Raw genomic sequence first — 17308 nt, forward strand, 5'->3', positions numbered from 1 at the left:
GCTCTCGTGTCGGTGGTCGCGGCTACGCTTCGAACCATGGAGCCAACCCGTGCCGTGCACCCGTTCGAGGTCGTCAGCGAGTACAAGCCGAGCGGTGACCAGCCGGCGGCGATCGCCGACCTGAGCGCCCGGATCAACGCCGGAGAGACCGACGTCGTCCTCCTCGGCGCCACCGGAACCGGCAAATCGGCGACCACCGCCTGGCTCGTCGAGGCGGTGCAACGCCCGACGCTCGTGCTGGCCCACAACAAGACGCTCGCCGCTCAGCTCGCCAACGAGTTCCGCGAGCTCTTCCCGAACAACGCTGTCGAGTACTTCGTCTCGTACTACGACTACTACCAGCCTGAGGCCTACGTGCCCCAGACCGACACCTTCATCGAGAAGGACAGCTCGGTCAACGCCGAGGTCGAACGGCTCCGACACTCCACCACCAACTCGCTCCTGAGCCGTCGCGATGTGATCGTCGTGTCCACCGTCTCCTGCATCTACGGCCTCGGTCAGCCCGAGCAGTACCTCGAAGCGATGGTGGCGCTCCAGGTCGGCCAGCGAGTCGATCGCGACCGGTTGATCCGCAAGTTCGTCTCGATGCAGTACGCCCGCAACGACGTCGACTTCGCCCGCGGCACCTTCCGGGTGCGGGGCGACACGATCGAGATCATCCCGATGTACGAGGAGCTCGCGATCCGGATCGAGATGTTCGGCGACGAGATCGAGGCGCTCTACACGCTGCACCCGCTCACCGGCGACATCGTGCGCAAGCTCGACTCCGTGTCCGTGTTCCCCGGCTCGCACTACGTCGCCAGCCAGGACGTCATGCACCGCGCGATCGACACCATCCAGCAGGAGCTCGAGGTGCGGCTGGCCGACCTCGAGAAGCAGAACAAGCTCCTCGAGGCGCAGCGGCTGAGGATGCGCACGACGTTCGACCTCGAGATGATGCAGCAGATCGGCTTCTGCTCCGGCATCGAGAACTATTCGCGGCACATCGACGGCCGTGAATCGGGCGAGGCGCCGCACTGCCTGCTCGACTACTTCCCGGACGACTTCCTCGTCGTCATCGACGAGTCGCACGTCACGGTGCCACAGATCGGCGCGATGTACGAGGGTGACGCCTCTCGGAAGCGCACGCTCGTCGAGCACGGCTTCCGCCTGCCCTCGGCGATGGACAACCGCCCGCTGAAGTGGGAGGAGTTCAAGACCCGTGTCGGGCAGACCGTCTACCTCTCGGCCACGCCCGGCCGCTACGAGATGGGGATCGCCGACGGGATCGTCGAGCAGATCATCCGCCCGACGGGTCTCATCGACCCCGAGATCGTCGTGAAGCCGACCAAGGGCCAGATCGATGATCTCCTCGAGGAGATCACGCGGCGCACCGAGCGCGATGAGCGCGTGCTCGTCACGACGCTGACCAAGCGGATGGCGGAGGAGCTCACCGACTTCCTCACCGAGGCCGGCGTGCGCGTCCGCTACCTCCACTCCGATGTCGACACGCTCCGCCGGGTCGAGCTCCTCTCGGAGTTGCGCGCCGGGGTGTACGACGTCCTCGTCGGCATCAACCTGCTGCGAGAGGGCCTCGACCTGCCAGAGGTCTCGCTCGTCGCGATCCTCGACGCCGACAAGGAGGGCTTCCTCCGCTCGTCCACCTCGCTCATTCAGACGATCGGGCGAGCGGCCCGCAACGTCTCGGGTGAGGTGCACATGTACGCCGACAAGATCACCGACTCGATGCGCCTCGCCATCGACGAGACCGATCGCCGGCGCGAGAAGCAGGTCGCCTACAACCTTGAGCACGGCATCGATCCCACACCGCTGCGCAAGAAGATCGCCGACATCACCGACGCGCTCGCGCGTGAGGGAGCCGACACCGCGAAGCTTCTGGCCGGCCGCGACTCCACGAAGAAGAGCCCGACGCCGAACCTCCGCCGACAGGGCCTCGCGGCCAACGGAGGCAACGATCTCGAGGAGATCATCGCCGACCTCAACGGCCAGATGCTGCAGGCTGCGGGCGAGCTCAAGTTCGAGTTGGCCGCGCGTCTGCGCGACGAGGTCCAGGAGCTCAAGCGCGAGCTGAGGCAGATGGAGAAGGCGGGTCACCTCTCGTGATTCTCCAGACGAGAGGCCTCGGGATCAGCGTCCAGCGAACGTCGCGGGCGATGTCGGTGGCTCCGCTTACACTTTCGGAGTGTCGATCCTGAACGCCGTTACGGACCCCTCCTCCACCCCGTCCCCCTCGCTCCACCGCTTCGTGTCCTCGCTCGACGAGTCCGTCTCGAAGCTGGTGGTGAGCGGCGCCCGAGTACACAATCTGCAGAACGTCGACCTCGAGATTCCGCGTGATTCGATGGTCGTGTTCACCGGTCTGTCGGGCTCGGGCAAGTCGTCCCTCGCCTTCGACACGATCTTCGCGGAGGGCCAGCGCCGGTACGTCGAGTCCCTCTCGGCCTACGCCCGGCAGTTCCTGGGACAGGTGGACCGGCCCGATGTCGATTTCATCGAGGGACTCAGCCCCGCGGTGTCGATCGACCAGAAGTCGACGAACCGCAACCCGCGCTCGACGGTCGGCACGATCACCGAGATCTTCGACTACATGCGGCTGCTCTGGGCGCGCATCGGCGTGCCGCACTGCCCGATCTGCAGCGAGCGGATCTCGGCGCAGACCGTCCAGCAGATCGCCGACCAGCTGATGGAGCTCGAGTCCGGCACCCGGTACCAGATCCTCAGCCCCGTCGTCTCCCAGAAGAAGGGCGAGTTCGTCGACCTCTTCAAGGAGCTGACAGCCGGCGGCTACTCGCGCGCGCTGGTCGACGGGAAGCTCATCCAGCTGAGCGAGCCACCGACCCTCAAGAAGCAGTTCAAGCACGACATCTCGGTCGTCGTCGACCGCCTCGTCGCGGGGCCCGACATCCTCGGCCGCCTGACCGACTCTCTCGAGACCGCCCTGCGCCTCACCGACGGGATCGTGCAGATCAACTTCGTCGACGGCGAGGGCGACGGCGCGTGGACCACCTACTCCGAGAAGCTCTCCTGCCCCAACAACCACCCGATCTCCCTCACCGAGATCGAGCCGCGCACCTTCTCCTTCAACGCGCCGTTCGGAGCGTGTCCCGAGTGCTCCGGTCTCGGGACGCGCATGTCCGTCGACGACGAGCTGCTCCTGGGCGACCCCGATCTCAGCATCGCCGAGGGCGTCATCATCCCGTGGACGACGCAGGGCAAGGGCCTCTTCCAGTACTACGAGAAGCTTCTCGACGGCTTGGCGCGCGATCTCGGGTTCTCACTGTCCACCCCGTGGAAACGCCTCAGCACCGAGGTGCAGCAGGCGGTCCTGCACGGGGACAACTTCGAGGTCAAGGTCAAGTGGAAGAACCGCTACGGCCGAGAGATGAGCTATACCTCGGGTTTCGAGGGCGTCGTCCCCTACATCGAGCGCCAGTTCGTCCAGGCCGAGACCGACGTCCAGCGCACCCGCTGGTCCGAGTTCCTCCGCGAAGTGCCCTGCCCGGTCTGCAAGGGCTCGCGCCTCAAGCCCGAGGTCCTCGCCGTTCTCGTGCACGGTGCCAGCATCGCCGACGTCGCCGACCTAAGCCTCGGTGACGCCCAGGAGTTCATGAGCCGACTCGAGCTGACCGACCGCGAGGCCCACATCGCCGCTCAGGTCCTCCGCGAGATCCGCGCCCGCATCGACTTCCTCATCGAGGTCGGCCTCAACTACCTCAACCTCTCTCGCGCCGCGGCCTCCCTGTCGGGCGGTGAGGCACAGCGCATCCGCCTCGCGACCCAGATCGGCTCAGGCCTGACGGGCGTGCTCTACGTCCTCGACGAGCCCAGCATCGGCCTGCATCAACGAGACAACCGTCGACTGATCGACACCCTGATCAAGCTGCGCGATCTCGGCAACACGCTGATCGTGGTCGAGCACGACGAGGACACCATCCGCACCGCCGACTGGATCGTCGACATCGGCCCGGGAGCCGGAGTCAACGGCGGCACGGTCGTCCACTCAGGCTCCTACGAGTCCCTGCTCGAGAACACGCACTCCCTGACGGGGGACTACGTCTCGGGCCGGAGGGCGATAGAGGTTCCGAAGAAGCGTCGCAAGATCGACCGCAGGCGCATGATCAAGGTCGTCGGCGCGAACGCCAACAACCTTCGCAAGGTCGATGCCGAGTTCCCGTTGGGCACCTTCGTCGCGGTCACCGGCGTGTCGGGTTCGGGCAAGAGCACGCTCGTCAATGACATCCTCTACCGGGTGCTGGCCAACCAGCTCAACGGTGCGCGCAAGGTGCCGGGCAAGCACACCCGCGTCACCGGGCTCGAGAACCTCGACAAGGTCGTGCACGTCGACCAGAACCCGATCGGCCGCACTCCGCGCTCGAACCCCGCCACCTACACGGGCGTCTTCGATCGCATCCGCAATCTCTTCGCCGAGACGACGGAGGCGAAGGCGCGCGGCTACCTCCCTGGCCGGTTCAGCTTTAACGTGAAGGGTGGTCGCTGCGAGGCCTGCTCGGGAGACGGCACGATCAAGATCGAGATGAACTTCCTGCCCGACGTCTACGTCTCGTGCGAGGTTTGCGGCGGAGCGCGCTACAACCGGGACACGCTGTCCGTCCACTACAAGGGCAAGAGCATCGCGGAGGTCCTTGACATGCCGATCGCCGAGGCCGCAGGGTTCTTCGAGCCGATCACCGCGATCCACCGCTTCCTCAAGACCCTCGTCGATGTCGGCCTCGGCTACGTCCGCTTGGGACAGAGCGCGACCACGCTCTCCGGAGGCGAGGCGCAGCGGGTCAAGCTCGCCACCGAGCTGCAGCGTCGCTCCAACGGCCGCAGCGTCTACGTGCTCGACGAGCCGACGACGGGCCTGCACTTCGAGGACGTCCGGAAGCTCCTTCTCGTGCTCAACGGCTTGGTCGACAAGGGCAACACCGTGATCACCATCGAGCACAACCTCGACGTGATCAAGTCGGCGGACTGGCTGATCGACATGGGCCCCGAGGGTGGCGCGGGCGGCGGCCAGGTGGTCGCGGTCGGCACACCCGAGCATGTGGCCAAGGTCGAGGGGAGCCACACGGGCATGTTCCTGGCCGAGATCCTCGGCTGAGCGTGGCGACGGACGAGCGCGAGGAATGACCCAGACAGTCGACTTCCGGCCGAAGCCGGGCGAGATCCCTACACTCCCCGGGGTGTACCGCTTCAGGGACTCCCGGGGCAGGGTGCTCTATGTGGGCAAGGCCAAGAACCTCCGCGCCCGCCTGAGCAACTACTTCGCTCCGCTGCCGAGCTTGCACGAGCGCACCCGGAGGATGGTCACGTCCGCCTCGGGCGTCGAGTGGACCGTCGTCGGCACCGACGTGGAAGCGCTCCAGCTCGAGTTCACCTGGATCAACGAGTTCGATCCTCCCTTCAACGTCAAGTTCCGAGACGACAAGTCGTATCCCTATATGGCGGTGACCCTGGGGGACGAGGCACCGCGGGTGATGGTCACCCGCAACGCCAAGATCCGTAAGGCCCGCTACTTCGGGCCCTACCCCAAGATCTGGGCCATCCACGAGACCATCGACCTGATGATCAAGGCCTTCCCCATACGGACCTGCAACGACTCGAACTACAAGCGCGCGATGCAGAGCGGCAAGCCCTGCTTCGCCTCCCAGATCGGTCGTTGCGGCGGGCCGTGCTCGCACCGCGTCACCTTCGCCGAGCATCGCGAGATGGTCGACCGCTTCGTCGCCTTCATGGGCAGTCACGACCGGCGGATGATCGGCGAGCTCGAGAAGGAGATGCGCGAGGCAGCGGCCGACTTCCAGTACGAGCGGGCCGCGAAGCTGCGCGATCAGGCATCCGCCCTCGACGCCGTTCTCGCCAAGAGCGCGGTCGTGCTGAAGGACAACGTCGACGTCGATCTCTACGCCATCGTCCACGACGAGCTCGCCGCCTCGGTGCAGCAGTTCCGCGTCCGCGGTGGTCGGATCCGTGGCGAGCGGGGCTGGGTGGTCGACAAGGAGCTCGACATGAGCACCGCCGAGCTGGTCGACACGGCACTCCAAGCTGCTTACGAGACCGGTGACATCCCACCCCGAGAGGTCGTCGTCCCCGAGCTCCCGGACGACACGGACGCCCTCGAGCAGTGGCTGAGCGGGCTCCGCGGCACGAACGTGCGCCTGCGCGCCGCTCAACGCGGTGACAAGGCCGCCCTGCTCGAGACGGCGACCCAGAACGCCCGGCACTCGCTCATGCTCTACAAGACCCGCCGTTCGGCCGACTTCACCGCCCGCACCCAGGCGCTGGAGGACATCCGCGACGCCCTCGGGATGGAAGAGGCGCCTCTGAGGATGGAGTGCTACGACGTCTCGCACCTCAGCGGCACGAACATCGTCGCGTCGATGGTGGTCTTCGAGGACGGCCTCCCTCGCAAGGACCAGTACCGCCGCTTCTCGATCGCGGAGTCGTCCGACGACACGGAGTCGCTCCACCAGGTGCTGACCCGCAGGCTGGCCTACCTGCGCGAGCCGGCCGAGCCCGCGGGCATCGATCCGGAGACGGGCGAGGCGAAGCGGCGCCGGTTCTCCTACCCGCCGCAGCTGCTGATCGTCGACGGCGGTCAGCCCCAGGTGGCCGCGGCCCAGCGCGCGCTCGACGAGTCAGGAGTGTCCGGGATCACCCTGTGCGGTATCGCCAAGCGGCTCGAGGAGATCTGGCTGCCCGACTCCGACTTCCCCGTGATCCTGCCCCGCAACAGCGACGCACTGTTCCTCTTCCAACGGATCCGCGACGAGGCGCATCGATTCGCCATCACGCATCAGAGGCAGCGCCGCAAGCGCGACATCTCCTCTCAGCTGGCGGAGGTCTCCGGACTCGGTGCCGCGCGGGTGCGCGATCTGCTCAAGCACTTCGGCTCGGTCACGCGTCTACGCGAGGCGAGCGACGCCGAGATCGCGGAGGTCAAGGGCATCGGTTCGACCCTGGCCGCGGCGATCCACGCGCACCTTCATCCGGACGGGGCGCCCGTCCGGGGCACGCCCTAGGCTGGAGGCCCGCCCTCCGGGGGAGGCGGCCGGTGCCCCGCACCGATCACACGAGCAGACACGAGCACGGAGAGCGCATGAGCACGGAGAGCGAGCAGCAGGACGTGCTGATCGTCACGGGGATGTCCGGTGCCGGCCGATCGACGGCCGCGAACGCGCTGGAGGACCTCGGCTGGTACGTCGTCGACAATCTGCCGCCGCAGATGCTGCGGCCGCTCGTCGACCTCGCTCAGCGCGCGGGGGACACCCTCCCGAAGATCGCCGCCGTCGTCGATGTGCGTGGACGCGACTTCTTCGCTGACCTCGGTGAGATCGTCCGGGAGCTCCGTGCAGGGGTCGACCTTCGGGTGGTGTTCCTCGAGGCGACCGACGCAGCTCTCGTCCGACGCTTCGAGCAGGTGCGTCGGCCGCATCCGCTCCAGGGTCGGGGGACACTGCTCGACGGCATCTCGGCCGAGCGGGCCAGACTCGCCCAGTTGCGAGAGTCGGCCGACATCGTGATCGACACCTCCGACCTCAACATCCACCAGCTCGCCACGAGCATCACCGAGCGGTTCGCGGAGGCCGGCCGGGCCGGGCTCCAGATCACGGTGATGAGCTTCGGCTTCAAGTACGGGCTGCCGACCGACGCCGACATGGTCGCGGACGCGCGGTTCCTGCCGAACCCCTACTGGATCCCGGAGCTGCGCCCGCACACGGGTCTCGATGAAGAGGTGAGAGACTACGTGCTGGCCCAGCAGGGCGCCGAGGAGTTCATCGACTCCTACTCTCGTGCTCTGCGCCCCGTGCTCGACGGCTACCAGCGCGAGAACAAGCGCCACGCGACCATCGCCGTCGGCTGCACGGGAGGCAAGCACCGCTCCGTCGCGGTGGCCGGCCGCATTGCGGCCCGGCTGGCCGAGCTCCCGGGTGTCGTCGTCAACGTGGCGCATCGCGACCTCGGCCGAGAATGATCACCGCGCGCTCCGCCGCGCACCCGACGTAAGGAAGACTCCGTGGCCCTCACCGCAGACGTCAAGGGCGAACTGGTCGCGATCGTCTCGCGCAAGAACACCGTCCGTGCCGCCGAGCTGGCGACCATCCTCCGCTTCTCCGGAGGACTGCACATCATCTCGCATCGCCTCGCAGTCGAGGTCGAGCTCGATTCGGCTCCCCTGGCGACCCGTGTCCGACGTGACCTCGCCGAGCTCTACGGCGTGCGGAGCGAGGGAAGCATCGTCTCGGCCGGCGGATCCCGGCGGACCACGAGCTGGCTCGTCCGCGTCGTCGAGGGCGGCGATACGCTCGCGCGCCAGACGGGCCTGCTCGACCAGCGCGGCCGGCCCGTCCGAGGCCTCCCCAACCGGCTGACCACGGGCTCCCGCGAGGAACTGGCCGCCGTCTGGCGTGGCGCGTTCCTGGCGCAGGGCTCGCTGACCGATCCCGGCCGCTCCGCAGCGCTCGAGGTCGTCTGCCCCGGCAACGAGGCGGCGATGGCCATCGTGGGCGCAGCGGGGCGTCTCGGCATTCAAGCGAAGTCGCGTGAGGTGCGCGGCGTGCACCGCGTGGTCGTCCGCGACGGCGAGAGCATCAGCGCGATGCTGACGCTGATGGGAGCGACCGCGACCGTCGCCAGCTGGGAGGAGCTGCGACAGCGCCGGGAGGTTCGCGCGACCGCGAACCGTCTCGTCAACTTCGACGACGCCAACCTCCGCCGGTCGGCTCAGGCCGCCGTCGCGGCGTGCGCTCGCGTGGAGCGGGCGATGGAGATCCTTGGCGAGGATATCCCCGAGCACCTCCGCTACGCCGGGCGCCTCCGCCTCGCCCACCGCGACGCGAGCCTCGACGAACTCGGCCACCACGCCGACCCGCCGATGACGAAGGACGCCGTCGCCGGTCGCATCCGCCGCCTCCTCGCCATGGCCGACAAGCGTGCCTCCGACCTCGACATTCCGGGCACCGACGCGAACTTACCGGCCGAGTTGCACGACCTCTAGTCCTGAGTCGCCGGCCCGTCCTGTCGGCGAATGCTGAGTGTCCCCTGGTCGAACGGCGCGAGCGCTCCGAATGCGCGGGGTGCCTCTCGCTAGACTGGAAGGGTCGCTCAGGACACTCCCGGCCCTCTTTCTCCGCCTCGCGGAGGACGCCGAGACGCCGGCGGGTCGCACGGGAGCGACGACCACGAACAGGAGATCGCACATGGCTGACTACACGCTCGCCGAACTGCCCTACGACTACTCGGCCCTTGAGCCGAACATCAGTGGGCGGATCATGGAGCTCCACCACGACAAGCACCACGCGACGTACGTGACCGGGGCGAACACCGCCCTCGCCGCGCTGCAGGAGGCTCGCGACAGCGAGAACCTCGCGAACGTGAACAAGCTCCAGAAGGATCTGGCCTTCAACCTCGCCGGACACGTGAACCACACCGTGTTCTGGAACAACCTCTCGCCGGACGGCGGCGACAAGCCTGTCGGCGAGCTCGCCGCGGCCATCGACGACGGCTTCGGCTCGTTCGACAAGTTCCGCGCCCACTTCACCGCCTCGGCCCTGGGCATCCAGGGCTCCGGCTGGTCGATCCTCGCCTGGGACTCACTCGGAGAGAAGCTCATCATCGAGCAGCTTTACGACCACCAGGGCAACCTCGCCGCGGCCACAGTGCCGGTGCTGCTGCTCGACATGTGGGAGCACGCCTTCTACCTCGACTACGTCAACGTGAAGGCCGACTACGTCAAGGCGTTCTGGAACATCGTGAACTGGGCCGACGTCTCCGCGCGCTTCGAGAAGGCCCGCGAGAAGACGTCGGGCCTGCTGCTACTGTCATAGCGATCTCGGAGTCCCGGGCCTCTGCGCCCGGGACGCCCGGGCCGGTTGACGCCGGCCCACTGCGATCAACACCCTCCACTGCACCGTCGAGGTGCCCTTCCTCATCAGGAGATATCTGTGTCCGTCAAGATCGGCATCAACGGCTTCGGTCGTATCGGCCGTAACTTCCTCCGTGCGGCCCTCGCCAAGGGCAGCGACCTCGAGATCGTCGCGGTCAACGACCTCACCGACAACAAGGCGCTCGCGCACCTCCTGAAGTACGACTCCATCACCGGACGCCTCGACGCGACGGTGGAGCTCGACGGCGACAAGATCGTCGTCAACGGCAAGCCGATCATCGTCCTCGAGGAGCGCGACCCGGCGAACCTCCCGTGGGGTGAGCTGGGCGTCGACGTCGTCATCGAGTCGACCGGCCGCTTCACCAAGTCGGAGGATGCGCGCAAGCACATCACCGCCGGCGCCAAGAAGGTCATCGTCTCGGCACCCGCCTCGGGCAGCGACGTCGCGACCATCGTCCTCGGCGTCAATGAGGGCACCTACGACCCCCAGGTTCACGACATCGTCTCGAACGCGTCCTGCACCACGAACTGTCTTGCGCCGCTCGCCAAGGTGCTGCTCGACAACTTCGGCATCGAGCGCGGCCTCATGACCACGGTCCACGCCTACACGGCCGACCAGAACCTGCAGGACGGCCCGCACAGCGACCTCCGTCGCGCGCGCGCCGCCGCGGTCAACATCATCCCGACCTCGACCGGTGCCGCCAAGGCGCTCGGCCTCGTCATTCCGGAGCTCGTCGGCAAGCTCGACGGCTACGCGCTGCGCGTCCCGGTCCCGACCGGCTCGATCACCGACCTCACCGTCGAGCTGACCACCCCGGCCACCGTCGAGGAGATCAACGCGGCGTACAAGGCCGCGGCCGAGGGCGATCTCAAGGGCATCCTCAAGTACACCGAGGACCCGATCGTCTCGAGCGACATCGTAACCGACCCGCACTCGTCGATCTTCGACTCCGGCCTCACCAAGGTCATCGGCAACCAGGTCAAGGTCGCCTCCTGGTACGACAACGAGTGGGGCTACTCCAATCGCCTCGTCGACGTCGCCGAGCTCGTCGCCGGCAAGCTCTAAGGGCTGCGCGCAGTGACGTTCCGCACTCTGGACTCGCTGGGCTCCCTCGCAGGCAAGCGGGTCGTCGTCCGCTGTGATCTGAACGTCCCGCTGAAGGACGGAACGATCACGGACGACGGCCGCGTGCGTGCGTCGGTGCCCACGCTCCAGCGTCTCGTTTCCGAGGGCGCGCGCGTCGTGGTCGTGAGCCACCTCGGTCGCCCCGATGGGACGCCCGACGCGAAGTACAGCCTCGCTCCCGTCGCCACTCGCCTCGGCGAGCTGCTCGACTCTCCGGTGTCCTTCGCCGAGGACACCGTCGGCGACTCCGCCTCGGCCGCTGTCGACGCGCTCGAGGACGGACAGGTCGTCGTGCTCGAGAACCTGCGCTTCAACGCCGGCGAGACGAGCAAGGACGAGGCCGAGCGCCGCGGCTTCGCGGAGAAGCTCGCCGCCCATGGCGACGCGTTCGTCTCGGACGGCTTCGGTGTCGTGCATCGCAAGCAGGCCAGCGTCTACGAGCTCGCGCAGCTGCTTCCCAGCGCTGCCGGCACGCTGATCGCGGCCGAGCTCGAGGTGCTGGAGCGTCTCACGGAGAAGCCCGAGCGCCCATACACGGTCGTGCTCGGCGGCTCCAAGGTCTCGGACAAGCTCGGCGTGATCGAGCACCTACTGCCGAAGGTCGACTCGATCCTCATCGGTGGCGGGATGCTCTTCACCTTCCTCAAGGCTCAGGGGCACGAGGTCGGCGCCAGCCTCCTCGAGGCCGACCAGGTCGGCACGGTGCTGGGTTACCTGGCGAAGGCGAAGGAGCTCGGGGTCGAGATCGTGCTGCCGACCGATGTGGTCGTGGCCTCGACGTTCGGCGCCGACGCCGAGCACGAGGTCGCCGCGGCGGACGCGATCGAGGGCACGCCCTTCGGCGAGAAGGGCCTCGGCCTCGACATCGGACCGGACACCGCGAAGCGCTTCGCCGAGATCATCTCGGCGTCGAAGACGGTGTTCTGGAACGGCCCCATGGGCGTTTTCGAGTTCGAGCCGTTCGCGTCCGGAACGAAGACCGTCGCGCAGGCCCTCACCGAGGTCGACGGGCTCAGCGTCGTCGGCGGAGGCGACTCCGCCGCCGCCGTTCGCGCCCTCGGCTTCGAGGACGACCAGTTCGGCCACATCTCGACGGGAGGCGGAGCGAGCCTCGAATTCCTCGAGGGTAAGCGCCTCCCCGGACTGGAGGTCCTCGGATGGTAGACACCGCATCGGCCCGCACCCCGCTCATCGCCGGCAACTGGAAGATGAACCTGGACCACCTCCAGGCCATCGCCTTCGTGCAGAAGCTCGCGTGGAGCCTGAAGGACGCCGACCACGACTTCGACTCCGTCGAGGTCGCTGTGTTCCCTCCCTTCACCGACCTCCGGCCGGTGCAGATCCTCGTCGATTCGGACAGGCTGCCGCTGAAGTACGGAGCGCAGGACCTTTCGAAGTTCGACAGCGGTGCCTACACCGGCGAGATCTCGGGGCAGTTCCTGAAGCAGCTCGATTGCGACTACGTGATCGTGGGTCACTCGGAGCGTCGGACGCTGCACGGCGAGACGGACGCGGACATCGCGGCCAAGTCGGCGGCGGCGCTGAAGCACGGCGTCGCTCCGATCATCTGCGTCGGCGAGACGGCGGAGGACCTCGAGAAGCACGGTCCCTCGGCCGTCCCGGTCGCGCAGCTGAAGGAAGCTCTCACAGGTCTCCCGACCGACGCCGACCTGGTCGTGGCGTACGAGCCGGTCTGGGCCATCGGCTCCGGTCAGGCGGCGACGCCCGAGCAGGCTCAGCAGGTCTGCAAGGCGCTGCGCGCAGTGGTGACCGAAGTCCTCGGCGCCGACACTGCTGCGGCGACCCGGATCCTCTACGGCGGTTCCGTGAAGTCCGGCAACATCGCCGGCTTCATGCGCGAGCCCGACGTCGACGGTGCCCTCGTCGGAGGTGCGAGCCTCCAAGTCGACGAGTTCGCGGCGATTGCGCGCTACCGCAACCACATCGGCGTCTGATCCTCGCCGCTGAAGGGGTGGGCCCGGAAGGGCTCACCCCTTCAGCGTTCAGCCGCCGGCAGCGGCGGACCAAGTAGGTCACGGTCGCCGGCTCGGCTATATACAGCGGCATGGACACGGGCGGACGGATTCCTCGGGGATTCGCAGGCGCCGTTATACTCGTCGGGGCGCGCAACGCGCCGGAACTTCGAAAGGTACCGCGTGGACATCCTCCAGGTCGTGCTCCAGGTCATCCTGGGCATCACGAGCCTCCTGCTCACCATGCTGATCCTGCTCCACAAGGGGCGTGGCGGCGGTCTCTCCGACATGTTCGGGGGCGGAGTCACCTCCAACCTCGGAGCCTCGGGCGTCGCGGAGCGCAACCTGAACCGCATCACGGTGATCCTCGGCCTCGTCTGGCTCGCCTGCATCGTGGTTCTGGGCCTCATCACCAAGTTCACTACCGGAGCATAGGGGTACACGCAATGGCATCAGGCGGCAGTGCAATCCGCGGTTCGCGCGTCGGCGCAGGACCGATGGGCGAACAGGACCGGGGCTTCCACGCGGAGCGGATCGCGATCTCGTACTGGGACGCTCTCGGCAATGAGACCGTGCGCCACTTCTCGGCGGCCCTCCCGGAGGACGAGATCCCCGAGGTGATCGACTCGCCGCAGTCCGGTCTCCCCGCGGGCCGTGACCGGGCCAATCCGCCCCAGGTCGCGAAGGCCGAACCCTACAAGACGCACCTCGCGTACGTGAAGGAGCGTCGTACCGAGGCCGAGGCTGCGCAGCTCCTCGAGGAGGCGCTCCAGCAGTTGCGTGCCCGTCGCGGCACCGCGACTCCCTCCTGAACCGCGCCGCTCCTGACAGGCAGAAAGCATCGCAACGCCGCAAGGCCCGCCCCCGAGAGAGGACGGGCCTTGCGGCGTTCCGAGCTCAGTAGCTCGGTGCGATAAGCGATTCGGGGACCTCTGCGGCCGCCTCCTGGTCGACGAAGAAGACCGTGCGCTTGCGCCCGAAGGCGCCCGAGGCGGGAACCTCGTTCGTGCTGGCACCGGCGAGGGCCAGCCCGAGGGCCGACGCCTTATCGGCCCCTGCGAGCACCATCCAGATCCGGTCGGACTGGTTGATGAGCGGCAGCGTGAGCGTGAGACGCTCGGGAGGCGGCTTGGGGGAGTTGCGGACGGCGAGCACGCCGGGCTGCGTCGAGCGGATCGCCGAGCGCTCGGGGAAGAGCGAGGCGATGTGGCCGTCGGGGCCCACCCCCAGGAAGGTGATATCGAAGCGCGGGTAGTCGCAGCCCTCGGTCGCATGCGCGCGCAGCTCCGCGTCGTAGGCGGCGGCCGCTGCATCGAGGTCGAGACCCTGGTCGGAGGCGGGATAGGCGTGCACGTTCCCGGACGGCACCTCGAGGACCTCGAACAGGTCGCCGGCCTGGACGTCGTTGCGGTCCTCGTGACCGCTCGGTACCCAGCGCTCGTCCCCCCACCAGAAGTGCACCCTGGTCCAGTCGACGTTCCCCGCGGCCGAGGAGCCCGCGATCTCCCTGAGGGTCGCTGCTCCCATCGTCCCGCCGGTGAGCACCACGTTGGCCGACCCCAGGTCGTCCAGGACGTCGATCGTCTTGGTCAAGAACCTGGCGGCCACCGAGCCGGCGAGTGTCTGCTTGTCGCGATGGACCAGAACGCGGCGTTCTGTGGTCATCTGGGGGTCTCCTTCGGGTTCGGCTGCCGATCGGCGGCGGTTCGGCTCCGTGTCGGGGGAGCAGGGGGCGGGGCGCCCGTTTCCGGGCGCCCCGCCTCAGGAGGCGCTGGGGGCGTCGGCCTTCTCGGCGAGCATGTCGACACCACGCGAGATCACTTCACCGTACAGGTCATCCGGGTCCAGGCGACGCAGCTCCTCCGCCAGGCAGTCCCGGAGGTTGCGGCGGGGGAGGGAGATGTCGTGCACCGGCTGGTCGGGCTGGGTGAGCGTCGCCACGTTGGGTACTGACCGCTCCAGCTCGATGACACCTGACTCGCGGATCAGCCGCACTCCGTGGATCCCGCTCGAGCCCGTCGCGCTGATGGTCAGCTCGTGGTCGACGGGGATGTCGAGCTCGAGCTGCAGCCACGCGGCGAGCAGGATCGTCGAGGGCGAATCGGGAGCCCCCGACACCTCGACGGCGGTGATCGCCTCGTAGGGCGGCTGGTCGAGTACCGCGGCGAGCTGTGCGCGCCAGAGGGTCAGTCGGGTCCAGGCGAAGTCGGTGTCGCCGGGGGCGTAAGTGGAGGCGAGGTGATGCAGCGCCTCCGCCGGGTTCGACTGAGCGGAAGCGTCGGTGATGCGCCGAGTGGCGATGCGGCCGATGGGCGACGCCGAGGCGTCCTCCGGCGCGCTGTTCGGCCACCAGGCCACCACGGGCGCATCGGGGAGCAGCAGTCCGGTGACCAGGCTCTCCTCGTCCTCGGCGGCGTCACCATAGGGGCGGAGCACGACGACCTCGCTCGCGCCGGCATCGCCTCCGACGCGGATCTGGGCGTCGACCCGGGCGGACGCGTCGACGGGCACGGTCGTCGTCCCGTCGTCCTTCGAGACCACGATGACGCGCATCGGGTGCTCGCGGGAGGCGTCGTTGGCGGCCTCGATCGCCTCCTCTTCGTGACCCCGCGAGGTCGCGATGATGAGGGTGAGCACGCGGCCGAGGGCGACGGCGCCACCCTCCTCACGGATCTTCACGAGGGTCTTCGAGACCTCGCTCGTCGTGGTGTCGGGCAGATCGACGATCATGGACGCCTCCAGGTACGGCCGTCACGGGCGAGGAGCTCGTCGGCGGATTCGGGGCCCCAGGTTCCGGGGCGGTATTGCTCGGGCTGGCCCTGTGTGGTCCAGAACTCCTCGATCGGGTCGAGGATCTTCCACGAGAGCTCGACCTCCTCGTGCCGCGGGAACAGCGGCGGCTCACCCAGGAGGACATCGAGGATCAGGCGCTCGTAGGCCTCGGGACTCGCCTCGGTGAACGCGTGCCCGTAGCCGAAGTCCATGGTCACGTCGCGCACCTGCATGCCGGCGCCGGGCACCTTCGAGCCGAATCGGATGGTGACGCCCTCGTCGGGCTGCACTCGGATCACGAGCGCGTTCTGCCCCAGCGAGGTGGTCTGGCTCTCGGCGAAAAGCTGCTGCGGAGCGCGCTTGAACACGACCGCGATCTCGGTGACGCGGCGGCCGAGGCGCTTGCCGGCTCGCAGGTAGAACGGGACCCCGGCCCAGCGGCGCGTGCCGATGTCGAGTCGCATGGCGGCGTACGTCTCGGTCGTCGAGGTGGGGCTCATGCCGTCCTCCTCGAGGAAGCCGAGGACCTTCTCGCCGCCCTGCCAGCCTCCCGAGTACTGACCGCGAGCGGTCGCGGTCGACAGATCGGCGGGGAGGCGGACCGCGGCGAGCACCTTCTCCTTCTCGGCGCGCAGGTCGGCGGCGTCGAACGAGATCGGCTCCTCCATCGCGGTCAGCGCGAGAAGCTGCAGCAGGTGGTTCTGGATGACGTCGCGCGCCGCTCCGATGCCGTCGTAGTAGCCCGCACGACCGCCCACACCGATGTCCTCGGCCATCGTGATCTGCACGTGGTCGACGTAGTTCGAGTTCCACAGCGGCTCATACATCATGTTCGCGAAGCGCAGCGCCAGGATGTTCTGGACCGTCTCCTTGCCCAGGTAGTGGTCGATCCGGAAGACGGAGTCGGGCGGGAAGACCGACTCGACGACGTCGTTGAGTTCGCGCGCGGTCGTGAGGTCGCTGCCGAAGGGCTTCTCGATGACGACGCGGCGCCACTGGCCCTCCTTCTGCTCGGCCAGGCCGGAGTTGCGGAGCTGCTCGGTGACCTGAGGGAAAGACTTCGGCGGGATGGACAGGTAGAAGGCGAAGTTGCCGTTCGTCCCCCGCTCGCGATCGAGCTCATCGACGGTCGTCTTCAGACGGGTGAAGGCCTCGGGATCGTCGAACTCGCCCTGGACGAAGCGGATGCCCTGCGCGAGCTGAGTCCAGACCTCCTCGTGGAACTCGGTGCGCGCGTACTTCTTGACGGAGTCGTGGACGACCTTCTCGAAGTCTTGGTCGTCCCAGTCGCGCCGGGCGAAGCCAACGAGCGCGAATCCGGGGGGCAGCAGGCCGCGGTTGGCGAGGTCGTAGACCGCGGGCATGAGCTTCTTGCGCGAGAGGTCTCCGGTCACGCCGAAGATGACGAGACCGCTGGGGCCGGCGATCCGGTTCAACCGGCGGTCGAAGCTCAACCGCAGGGGGTTGAACTCGGGGGTGATGTCCACAGACATGTGCAGTGTCCTTCTGTGTGCCGGTGGGTCCGGCGCACTGCTATCGGTGAGGAGG

Annotated in this window: 14 protein-coding genes; 11 read left to right on the forward strand and 3 right to left on the reverse strand. The window is 67.9% G+C overall.

Annotated features, from left to right (window positions below; genetic code table 11):
* The first annotated feature begins 36 nt into the window (after nt 1-36).
* The 11 genes from uvrB to GSU10_RS07165 all read left to right on the forward strand — a co-directional run bounded on the left by uvrB (nt 37) and on the right by GSU10_RS07165 (nt 13800).
* The gene (uvrB, locus tag GSU10_RS07115; RefSeq protein ID WP_068207890.1) at nt 37-2103 is read left to right on the forward strand and encodes an excinuclease ABC subunit UvrB; all 2067 of its coding nucleotides are present in this window, start codon (nt 37-39) and stop codon (nt 2101-2103) included.
* Nucleotides 2104-2245: 142 nt separating this feature from the next.
* Nucleotides 2246-5104 (forward strand): excinuclease ABC subunit UvrA, encoded by a 2859-nt coding sequence (gene uvrA, locus GSU10_RS07120; protein WP_068207937.1) that lies wholly within the window; start codon nt 2246-2248, stop codon nt 5102-5104.
* A gap of 25 nt (nt 5105-5129) precedes the next feature.
* Nucleotides 5130-7025, forward strand: coding sequence for an excinuclease ABC subunit UvrC (gene uvrC / locus GSU10_RS07125; RefSeq protein WP_068207887.1), 1896 nt, complete (start codon nt 5130-5132; stop codon nt 7023-7025).
* 77 nt (nt 7026-7102) lie between these two features.
* The gene (rapZ, locus tag GSU10_RS07130) at nt 7103-7978 is read left to right on the forward strand and encodes an RNase adapter RapZ (RefSeq protein WP_068207884.1); all 876 of its coding nucleotides are present in this window, start codon (nt 7103-7105) and stop codon (nt 7976-7978) included.
* Between the two features lie 42 nt (nt 7979-8020).
* Nucleotides 8021-9001, forward strand: coding sequence for a DNA-binding protein WhiA (gene whiA / locus GSU10_RS07135; RefSeq protein WP_132504345.1), 981 nt, complete (start codon nt 8021-8023; stop codon nt 8999-9001).
* A 202-nt stretch (nt 9002-9203) separates the two neighbouring features.
* Nucleotides 9204-9830: a superoxide dismutase gene (locus tag GSU10_RS07140; RefSeq protein ID WP_132504343.1), complete on the forward strand. Its 627-nt coding sequence runs from the start codon at nt 9204-9206 to the stop codon at nt 9828-9830.
* Between the two features lie 117 nt (nt 9831-9947).
* Nucleotides 9948-10955, forward strand: a complete 1008-nt coding sequence (gene gap / locus GSU10_RS07145; RefSeq protein ID WP_068207959.1) for a type I glyceraldehyde-3-phosphate dehydrogenase — start codon at nt 9948-9950, stop codon at nt 10953-10955.
* A 12-nt stretch (nt 10956-10967) separates the two neighbouring features.
* On the forward strand, nt 10968-12179 hold the full coding sequence (locus GSU10_RS07150; RefSeq protein WP_132504341.1) for a phosphoglycerate kinase: 1212 nt from the start codon (nt 10968-10970) through the stop codon (nt 12177-12179).
* Entirely contained in the window at nt 12173-12970 is a 798-nt protein-coding gene (gene tpiA, locus GSU10_RS07155) for a triose-phosphate isomerase (RefSeq protein ID WP_068207962.1), read from the forward strand. The genes GSU10_RS07150 and tpiA overlap by 7 nt, the downstream gene beginning before the upstream one ends.
* Before the next feature lie 201 nt (nt 12971-13171).
* Nucleotides 13172-13423: a preprotein translocase subunit SecG gene (gene secG / locus GSU10_RS07160; RefSeq protein ID WP_068207965.1), complete on the forward strand. Its 252-nt coding sequence runs from the start codon at nt 13172-13174 to the stop codon at nt 13421-13423.
* An 11-nt stretch (nt 13424-13434) separates the two neighbouring features.
* Nucleotides 13435-13800 (forward strand): RNA polymerase-binding protein RbpA, encoded by a 366-nt coding sequence (locus GSU10_RS07165; RefSeq protein ID WP_068207968.1) that lies wholly within the window; start codon nt 13435-13437, stop codon nt 13798-13800.
* 85 nt (nt 13801-13885) lie between these two features.
* On the opposite strand, the gene pgl is transcribed toward GSU10_RS07165, so the two are convergent.
* The 3 genes from pgl to zwf all read right to left on the reverse strand — a co-directional run bounded on the left by pgl (nt 13886) and on the right by zwf (nt 17253).
* On the reverse strand, nt 13886-14653 hold the full coding sequence (pgl, locus tag GSU10_RS07170) for a 6-phosphogluconolactonase (RefSeq protein WP_068207970.1): 768 nt from the start codon (nt 14651-14653) through the stop codon (nt 13886-13888).
* A 96-nt stretch (nt 14654-14749) separates the two neighbouring features.
* Nucleotides 14750-15718, reverse strand: coding sequence for a glucose-6-phosphate dehydrogenase assembly protein OpcA (locus GSU10_RS07175; RefSeq protein ID WP_132504339.1), 969 nt, complete (start codon nt 15716-15718; stop codon nt 14750-14752).
* Nucleotides 15715-17253, reverse strand: a complete 1539-nt coding sequence (gene zwf, locus GSU10_RS07180) for a glucose-6-phosphate dehydrogenase (RefSeq protein WP_068207973.1) — start codon at nt 17251-17253, stop codon at nt 15715-15717. Before zwf ends, GSU10_RS07175 begins: the two co-directional genes overlap by 4 nt.
* Between the last annotated feature and the right edge of the window lie 55 nt (nt 17254-17308).

Origin of the sequence: Rathayibacter tanaceti (assembly GCF_009834165.1) — a bacterium.
Lineage (GTDB): Bacteria > Actinomycetota > Actinomycetes > Actinomycetales > Microbacteriaceae > Rathayibacter > Rathayibacter tanaceti.